This window comes from Streptomyces sp. NPDC006450, from assembly GCF_040612195.1.
GTDB lineage: Bacteria > Actinomycetota > Actinomycetes > Streptomycetales > Streptomycetaceae > Streptomyces.
The window spans coordinates 1-8,709 of record NZ_JBEXPT010000181.1 but is presented as its reverse complement, the minus strand read 5'-3'; the positions used below and the strand labels follow the sequence as shown (position 1 = coordinate 8,709).

Annotated in this window: 8 protein-coding genes; 5 read left to right on the top strand and 3 right to left on the bottom strand. The window is 73.0% G+C overall.

Translation table 11 applies throughout. The annotated features are described in order from the left end of the window. Positions 1-142: 142 nt before the first annotated feature. Positions 143-532, top strand: coding sequence for a hypothetical protein (locus ABZY57_RS30750; RefSeq protein WP_356517500.1), 390 nt, complete (start codon positions 143-145; stop codon positions 530-532). Positions 533-535: 3 nt separating this feature from the next. Here ABZY57_RS30750 and ABZY57_RS30745 read toward each other — a convergent pair whose 3' ends face one another. The 3 genes from ABZY57_RS30745 to ABZY57_RS30735 are packed head-to-tail and all read right to left on the bottom strand — an operon-like array spanning position 536 to position 4,493. After that, positions 536-1,522, bottom strand: a complete 987-nt coding sequence (locus tag ABZY57_RS30745; RefSeq protein ID WP_356517498.1) for a serine/threonine-protein kinase — start codon at positions 1,520-1,522, stop codon at positions 536-538. Then, entirely contained in the window at positions 1,522-2,139 is a 618-nt protein-coding gene (locus ABZY57_RS30740) for a hypothetical protein (RefSeq protein WP_356517496.1), read from the bottom strand. Before ABZY57_RS30740 ends, ABZY57_RS30745 begins: the two co-directional genes overlap by 1 nt. 5 nt (positions 2,140-2,144) lie before the next feature. Next, positions 2,145-4,493 carry an FHA domain-containing protein gene (locus ABZY57_RS30735; protein ID WP_356517494.1) on the bottom strand — a complete coding sequence of 783 codons (2,349 nt, stop codon included), beginning with the start codon at positions 4,491-4,493 and terminating at the stop codon, positions 2,145-2,147. Between the two features lie 206 nt (positions 4,494-4,699). Here ABZY57_RS30735 and ABZY57_RS30730 point away from each other — a divergent pair, with 206 nt between their 5' ends. The 4 genes from ABZY57_RS30730 to ABZY57_RS30715 form a co-directional block, all read left to right on the top strand. Continuing rightward, positions 4,700-5,737, top strand: coding sequence for a cation diffusion facilitator family transporter (locus tag ABZY57_RS30730; protein ID WP_356517492.1), 1,038 nt, complete (start codon positions 4,700-4,702; stop codon positions 5,735-5,737). 80 nt (positions 5,738-5,817) lie between these two features. Next, complete coding sequence (locus tag ABZY57_RS30725) at positions 5,818-6,348, top strand: NUDIX domain-containing protein (protein ID WP_356517490.1); 531 nt, start codon at positions 5,818-5,820, stop codon at positions 6,346-6,348. Positions 6,349-6,391: 43 nt separating this feature from the next. Then, the gene (locus ABZY57_RS30720) at positions 6,392-7,648 is read left to right on the top strand and encodes a Tm-1-like ATP-binding domain-containing protein (RefSeq protein WP_356517488.1); all 1,257 of its coding nucleotides are present in this window, start codon (positions 6,392-6,394) and stop codon (positions 7,646-7,648) included. A gap of 114 nt (positions 7,649-7,762) precedes the next feature. Next, a partial coding sequence (locus ABZY57_RS30715) for a serine/threonine-protein kinase (RefSeq protein ID WP_356517486.1) occupies positions 7,763-8,709 on the top strand: 947 nt, incomplete at its 3' end.

The following is an 8,709-nucleotide window of genomic DNA, read 5'->3' as shown; positions in this document are numbered from 1 at the left end:
CGATCTGCCCGGGCCGCCCCGGGCCACCGCGCCTCCCCCCGCCACCCCTGCCACCCGGCCCGGCCCGCCTATTGCGCCGTTCGAGTGAACAGTCTCAAATCGGCTCATCGGGGGATCGTTTCCGCATGACACGCTCGTCTCCGTGAACATGACCAAAGGCCTGTTCCGGCCGCTTCACGCCGCTGGCCTGATCGCCCTCTCCGCGCTCGCCCTGACCCTCTCCACCGCCCTCCCCACCCAGGCGACCGGCCCCGGCGCCCGCCACCTCTCCGGCGACACCGGCCGCAAGGACGCCACCGCCCAGGCCGTGTCCGTCAGCAGGGTGTTCTGCCCGCGCGGCACGGCCGTGCAGTCCGGCGGGTACTCCACCACGCACTGGGACCACGGCCGCGACGGCACGCTCCGGCACACGGTCCTGGCCTCCCACCCCGTCGTCGACGCGGACGGCCGCAAGGGCTGGTACGCCTCGGCCGCACACGCCGAGGTCACGGCCCACGTCGTGTGCGCGCCCGCCGCCGGCAGCGGGAAGTAGGCCCTAGAACACCGGCAGGGCCCACCGGGGCGGTGGTGGCGGCGGCCCGTCGGAGGCCGCCCGGGCGGGCGCGCGGACGAGCGCCGCCACGCCGGGGCCCGCGCCCTCCCCCGCACCCGCGCGCCGCAGGGCCCCCGTGAACTCCAGGCAGCTCCCCCACCGGTCCTCCGGCGCCTTCGCGAGGGCCCGTGCCAGCACCTCGTCCACCCCCGCGGGCAGGCCCTCCCGCCGGGAGGACACCGCGGGCGGCGGATCGTACTGGTGCGCCCAGAGCAGCGCCATGTCGTCGTCGCGCTGGAAGGGTGGGCCGCCGGCCAGGGTCTCGTAGACCACGCACCCAAGGCTGTAGACGTCACACCGGCCGTCGACCGGCTTCCCGGCGATCTGCTCGGGCGCCACGTAGTCCAGGGTCCCGACGAACTGCCCGACGCTGGTGAACCCGGTCAGCGACAGCGATTTCTTCGTCAGCCCGAAGTCCGTCAGGTAGACGTGCTCCGGGTGTTCGCTGTCCGTGCCCCCGGCGACCAGGATGTTGCCGGGCTTCACGTCCCGGTGCACCAGGTCGTGGGCGTGCGCCGCGTCCAGCGCCGAGGCGACCTGCCCGGCGATCCGGGCCGCCGCCTCCACGGGCAGCGGGCCCGTCCGGTCCAGCATGGCGCGCAGGTCCTGGCCGGCCACGTACCGCATGGCGATGTACAGCAGCCCGTCGGTCTCGCCCGCCTCGAAGACGGGCACGATGTGCGGGTGGTCGATGGCCGCCGCCACCTTCGACTCGTGGGCGAACCGCTGCCGGAAGATGTCGTTGCGCGCGAGTTCGGGCGCGAGGAGTTTCAAGGCGACCGTGCGGTCCAGCCGCACGTCGTGCGCGCGGTAGACGACCGCCATTCCGCCGCGCCCGATCTCGGCCTCCACCACGTACCCGGCGATCCGCCGGCCCCGCAGGTCGGAGGCGCGCCCGCGGAACGGCTCCGCACCCGGATCGGAGCCCATCAGCCCGCCTCCGGCCCGGGCAGCTCCACGATCTTCGTGGGTTCGTGCGGAACATGCCGTACGTCGCCACCGCCCTCGGTGTCGGCCTCCTCCGGCGGGGTGCCGGGCGCGGCCGGGACACCGGGTCCCTCGACGACCGCGTAGGTGGCCAGGCGGCTCCCGTCCCCGTACATCCACCGTCCCGCCGTCTCGTCGTAGAGCCACACGGACTCCCCGTCGACGACGACGCCGACGCGCGCTCCCCGCAGGGAGCGCCTGAAGGACTCGGGGTCGATCCGCCCGGCGGCGAGGTCGGTCACGGCCCGGCGGTAGCGTTCCAGCTCCTCGGTGCAGCGCGCGAGGAGCGGCTGCGGGTCCTCGACGCGCGTGAGCGGGCGCCCGCCGGTCGGCGGGGGCTGGGGCACGGCGAGCAGCAGGCGTCCGTCCACCCAGGCCGACCATCCGTTGGCGCACAGGATCTCCCCCCATTCCCCGCGCCGGGACAGCAGCCGTACGGGGAGGAAGGCGTCGAGGGGCACGGTCGGGCGGGACAGGTCCGGGGTCTCCCACGCGGGCAGGCCGTCCTGCGGGACGATGTGGGTGGGCCGGAAGTCCGCGGCGTTGCCGGGGCTGGTCATCGAGGCTACTTCCGCATGATGGCCGGCTCGTGGCGCCGCAGCACCCGGCCCACCAGCACTCCGAACAGGGCGGCCAGAACGGCCAGCATCCCGACCTCCAGGAGCCACAGGCGGGGTTTGTGGTCGAACAGCGGGTCCTGGGTGATCTTGCCGGGCACGATGGCGCCGAGGTCGATGGTGGCCGACATCGCGCCCATGGCCCAGCGGGCCGGCACGAACCAGGCGAACTGTTCGATGACGGGGACCCCGGTGAGCTTCAGCAGGGAGCCGCAGAAGACGACCTGCACGATGGTGAGCAGTACCAGCAGCGGCATCGTGACCTCTTCCTTGGACACCAGGGCGGAGATCAGCAGTCCGAGCACCATGGCGGTGACGGACAGCAGGGCGACGACGAGGGTGATCTCGATGAGCGGTGGCATGAAGAGGCCCTTGCCGCCAGGGGCGTTGGTCGTGACTCCGGCGAGGCCCACCAGGGTCAGGACCACGGCCTGGGCGACGGTGACCGCGCCGAGGACCACCACCTTGGACATGAGGTAGGCGGACCGGGAGAGCCCCACGGCACGTTCGCGCTGGTAGATGACGCGTTCCTTGACCAGTTCGCGGACGGCGTTGGCGGCTCCGGTCAGGACGCCGCCGACGCACAGGATGAACAGGGCGTTGAGCGCCGTCTCCGGGTTGAGTTCGTTGCCCGCCAGTGCGCGGGCCATGGCGCCCATGACGAAGGGCAGGGCGACCATGATGATCAGGAAGGTGCGGTCGGCGCTGAGGACGGCGGAGTAGCGGCGGATCAGGGTGGAGAGCTGCGCACCCCAGCTCTGCGCCTTGGGCGGCGGCTTCGGCGTGAGGGCCGCGGCCCGGTCGCCGGCCGCCGCGGGCGCGACCCCGCCGGGGACTTCGACGTAGCGGCGGTACAGCGGTGAGGCCCGGTGCTCGCCGGCCCAGTCCCGCTCGCGCTCGCTCTCGAAGGCTTCGAAGGCCTCGGGCCACTGCTCGTAGCCGAAGAAGTCGAGGGCCTCGTCCGGAGGCCCGTAGTACGCGATGCGGCCGCCGGGCGCGAGGACCAGGAGGCGGTCGCAGACGCTCAGGTTGAGCACGCTGTGGGTGACGACGATGACCGTGCGGCCGTCGTCGGCGAGCCCCCGGAGCATGTTCATCACCGAGCGGTCCATGCCCGGGTCGAGCCCGGAGGTGGGCTCGTCCAGGAAGAGCAGGGAGGGCTTGGTCAGCAGTTCCAGGGCGACGGAGACCCTCTTGCGCTGGCCGCCGGAGAGGCTGTGGATGGGCTGGTCGGCACGCTGCTGGAGGCCGAGTTCGCCGATCACCTCGTCGACCCGGGCCTCGCGTTCGGCCTTCGCCGTGTCCTGCGGGAAGCGCAGCTCGGCGGCGTAGACGAGGGCGCGGCGCACGGTGAGCTGCGCGTGCAGGATGTCGTCCTGGGGGACGAGGCCGATGCGGCTGCGCAGTTCGGCGTAGTCCCGGTAGAGGTCGCGGCCGTCGTAGAGGACGGTGCCGTGGTCGGCGGGGCGCAGGCCCGTCAGCGCGCCGAGCAGGGTGGACTTGCCGGCGCCGCTGGGGCCCACGACCGCGAGCAGGGAGGTGGCGCCGACGGGGAAGGAGACGCCGTCGAGGAGGGTCTTGCGGCCGTGGTCGACGGCCACGCCGAGGTCCTGGACGTCGAGGGAGACCTCGCCGGTGTCCACGTACTCCTGCAACTGGTCGCCGACCAGGCAGAAGGCGGAGTGGCCGATGCCGACGATGTCGCCCTCGGCGATGGCGGCGGCCGCGGCGAGGCGGGCACCGTTGAGGTAGGTGCCGTTGTGGCTGCCGAGGTCGGCGATCTCGTACCCGCCGTCGGGGCGGGCGCGCAGTTCGGCGTGGTGGCGGGAGACGACGAGGTCGTCGATGACCAGGTCGTTGTCGGGGGCGCGGCCGATGCGGACGCCGGCCCGGTCGGCCAGCGGGCGGATCGAGGTCGGCTGCCGGAAGGTGCTGGTCATGTCGGGGCGGGAGACCGAGGCGGGGCGCGAGACGACGGCCGGTTCGGCGAAGCGGACGCGCGGTCCGTCGGCGGCGCTGCCGAAGCGCAGTTCGCTGCCGACGCCGACCGCCCACTCGCGGACGCGGTGGCCGTCGACCCACGTGCCGTTGGTGCTGCCCTCGTCCTCCACCGTCCAGTGGTCGCCGTCCGGACGCAGCACCGCGTGGTGCCAGGAGACGCGGGCGTCGTCGAGGCAGATCTCGCAGAGGGGGTCCCGGCCGACGTGGTACGTCCGGCGCGGGCTCATCGCGGTGGAACCCCTCTCCGTTTCCAGGAGGAGTTCTGGCGCGGTCGGCACACCGGGGCGCTGGACCATGGAGCGATTTTCCCACGATCCGGCGCGCCCGGCATAACAGCAGGTCAGAAGGCTGTTATGGGTAATGACAACGGTCCCCGTTGCAGCCTTTGCCCATCGTCCGAAGGTGCGCTTCACTTCAGGCGACAGGCCTGCGGAGAGAAGCGGGCCGGCCTGAAGCGGAATCCACGCGCAAGCGATGCGCCACGACGCACACGGGGGACACCATGAGCGCGCACGACCACGCGCCGCACGACCACGGCACCGTCGGTCACGAGGGCCACGAAGGCCCCGGTCACGCGGGTCACAGCCACGGTGTCGCCGCCGACGCGGACCGGCGCTGGCTCGGCATCGCCCTCGGCCTGATCGCGGGCTTCATGGCCATCGAGGTGGTCATCGGCGTCCTGGCGCACTCCCTGGCCCTGATCTCCGACGCCGCCCACATGCTGACGGACGCCGTCTCGATCGTCCTCGCGCTGATCGCGATGCGGCTGGCCGCCCGGCCGGCGCGCGGTGGGTTCACGTACGGCCTCAAGCGCGCGGAGATACTCTCCGCGCAGGCCAACGGCCTCACCCTGCTGCTGCTGGCGGTCTGGCTGGCGTACGAAGCCGTACGGCGGCTGTTCGATCCGCCGCCCGTGGAGGGCGGGCTGGTGCTGGTGACGGCGCTGGCGGGGATCGTCGTCAACATCGCGGCGGCCTGGTGCATCTCGAGGGCGAACCGCACCTCGCTCGCGGTGGAGGGCGCCTACCAGCACATCCTCAACGACCTGTTCGCCTTCATCGGCACCGCCGTCGCCGGTCTGATCGTGCTCACCACCGGGTTCCGGCAGGCCGACTCGATCGCCTCGCTCGTCGTGGTCGTCCTGATGGTCAAGGCCGGCTACGGACTGGTCCGCGAGTCCGGCCGGATCCTGCTGGAGGCCGCCCCGGCCCACGTGGACCCCGACACGGTCGGCGACCGCCTGGTCGGGCAGCCTCCGGTCACCGAGGTCCACGACCTGCACATCTGGACCATCACCTCCGGGCAGGCCGCGCTGTCCGCGCACGTCCTGGTGGCCCCGGAGGGCGACTGCCACGCCGTGCGCCGGGACCTGGAGGCCCTGCTGGCGAAGGAGTACGGGATCACGCACACCACCCTCCAGGTGGACCACGCCCAGGACTCCCTGCTCACGGTCGGCCGCCCCGGCGAGGTCCGGGCCGTCGACACGCACTGCGCGGACGCCCACGGCCCGGTCCACCGCCAGGGTCCGCACGACCACTGAGACGACCGCCGAGACGGCCGCCGAGGCTGCTGCCGGGAGGAGAGCGCTGAGGGGCCCCCGGACGGGGTAGGGATGCGGCCATGACCGCGAAGCGCAGCGCCGGACTCCTCCTGTTCAGGCAGACCGGTACGACGGACGGCACCCCCTCGCCCTCCCCCTCCTCCCCCCGGTCCTCCGTCGAGGTACTGCTCGGCCATATGGGCGGCCCCCTCTGGGAGCGCCGCGACGCCGGCGCGTGGTCGATCCCGAAGGGCGAGTACGGGCCCGATGAGACCCCCCGTGACGCGGCCCGCCGGGAGTTCACCGAGGAGGTCGGGCTGCCTCCGCCCGAGGGACCGTACCTGCCGCTGGGCGAGGTGCGGACGAGCGGCGGGAAGCTGGTGACCGTCTGGGCGGTACGCGCGGACCTGGATCCGGCCCTCGCGGTGCCCGGCACCTTCACCATGGAGTGGCCGCCGAAATCGGGGCGGACGGCGGAGTTCCCCGAGCTTGACCGGGTGGAGTGGTTCGCTCCCCCGGCGGCCAGGACCAAACTGGTGGTGTCCCAGGTCCCTTTCCTGGAACGACTGTTGGAGCTTCTGGAGAGCTCCGGCGAACGAGGATTGACCTGACCTTCACTTGCCAACAAACCCCACTTGCATGGACATTGCGCATATGACGAACGTCGTGCTGGTGGGAACCCTGGACACCAAAGGTGTGGAGTACGGCTGGCTGCGCGAGAGGCTGCTGCGCGCCGGCGTCGAAGTGATCACGGTCGACACAGGAATCATGAACGAGCCCCGGGTGCCCGCCGACGTACCGCGCGAAGCGGTGGCGCGGGCCGCGGGAACGGAACTGTCCGCACTGCGCGCGGCCGCCGACCGGGGCGCGGCCGTCACCACGATGGCCCGGGGTGCGGAAGCGACCCTGTTACGCCTGCACGCCGAAGGCCGGCTGCACGGCGTGCTCGCGATCGGCGGCAGCGGCGGGACCTCCATCGCCACCCGGGCGATGCGCGCACTGCCGCTCGGCGTTCCGAAGGTGATGGTCTCCTCGATGGCGTCCGGGGACGTGGCCCCGTACGTCGGATCGGCCGACATCACCATGATGTACAGCGTCGTGGACATCGCGGGGATCAACAGCGTCTCCGCACCGGTCATGGCCAATGCCGTCGCGGCCGTCACCGGGATGGCCGAGGCGTACGCGCGCTCCGCGGCGGAGATGCGCCGGCCGGCCCTGCTGGGCTCGGGGCCCCGGCCGCTGATCGCGGCGAGCATGGCGGGCGTGACTACGATCGGCGTGGACGCGGCCCGCGAACGCCTGACCGAACTGGGCTACGAGGTGCTGGTCTTCCACGTCAGCGGCACCGGCGGCCGGACCCTGGAGACCCTGGCCGGGCAGGGGATCTTCGCCGGCGTCCTCGACCTCACCCTCAGCGAGCTCGCCGACGACCTGTGCGGCGGCATCCTGACCGCCGGGCCCGACCGGCTCAGCGCCGCCGGGCGGGCCGGGATCCCGCAGGTGGTGAGCCTGGGGGCGCTGGACATGGTGAAGTTCGGGCCGATGGAGAGCCTGCCCGACCGGGTCCGCTACCGCAGGATCCGCGTCCACAACCCCTCGATCACGGTGATCCGTACGACCGAGGCCGAGTGCGCCGAGCTCGGCCGCCGGGTCGCCGCCAAACTCCGTGCGGCCACCGGCCCCACGGCCGTCTGCGTACCCCTGCGCGGCCTGTCCACGCTCGGCGCCCCGGGCGGGCCGTACCACGACCCCGACGCCGACGGGGCGCTGTTCTCGGCGCTGCGCGACGGCCTGCGGGGCAGCGCAGCCCGCATCCACGACTACGACACCCACATCAACGATCCGGACTTCGGGCGGGCGGCGGCCGACCGGCTGCACTCCATGATCGGGGCGCGCGCCGCGGCTGCCTGACCCGGTGCCCCTTGCGGGGAACCGGCCGTGGCGGAAATGTGTCCCAGGTGGTGGCCGCTCCCCCTGGAAGGAGCGGCTCCGGGGCGCGGTCACGCCACGGCGAGGGGGGAAGGCATGAACGGCGTGTGGTCGGTTCCCGGTTACTCGGAGGTCCGCGAGCTCGGTTCGGGCGCCAGCGGCCGCGTGCTCCTCGCGGTCCACGAGGGCACCGGCACGGCCGTCGCGGTGAAGTACCTGAACGACCGGATGCTCGAGAACCCGGTCTTCGTCCGGGAGTTCCGGGCGGAGGCCCAACTGCTCGGCGCCCTGCGTTCCCCGTACGTGGTCGGGCTGTACGAGTACGTCGAAGCGCCCGGCGGCGCCGCGATCGTCATGGAGCTCGTGGACGGCATCCCGCTGAACGCCTTGCTCAAACAGTGCGGGCGGACCGGACCGGAGGCGGCGCTGGTGCTGCTGAAGGGCTCCTTGCTGGGGCTCGCCGACGCCCACCGGGCCGGCGTGGTCCACCGGGACTACAAGCCGGCGAACGTCCTGGTCGCGGCCGACGGGACCTCCAAGCTGGTGGACTTCGGAATCGCCACGCCGCTGGGCACGACACCCGGGGCGGCGGGCACCCCCGCCTACATGGCCCCGGAGCAGTGGCAGGGCCGGCCCGCCTCGCCCGAGGCCGACGTGTACGCGGCGACGGCGACCTTCTTCGAATGCCTGACCGGCCGCAAGCCCTACGACGGGCAGAACTTCGCGGAGCTCGCGGTCCAGCACATCGAGGCGCCGGTCCCGGAGACGGAGGCGCCCGAGCCGGTGCGCCCGCTGATCCGGCGGGGACTGGCCAAGGCTCCCGAACAGCGGCCCGAGAACGCCGACGCGTTCGTCGCGGAGCTGGAGGCCGTGGCCCTGGCGGCGTACGGGCCCCAGTGGGAGGAGCGCGGACAGCGCAAGCTGGCCGCGCTGGCGGCCCTGCTGCCGCTGCTGTTCCCCTCCGCGGGCGCACCGGCGCAGGGCACCACCGCACTGGCCACGACGGTCCTGCCGGCGCCGCCCGCGCCCTGGGCCCCCGGCGG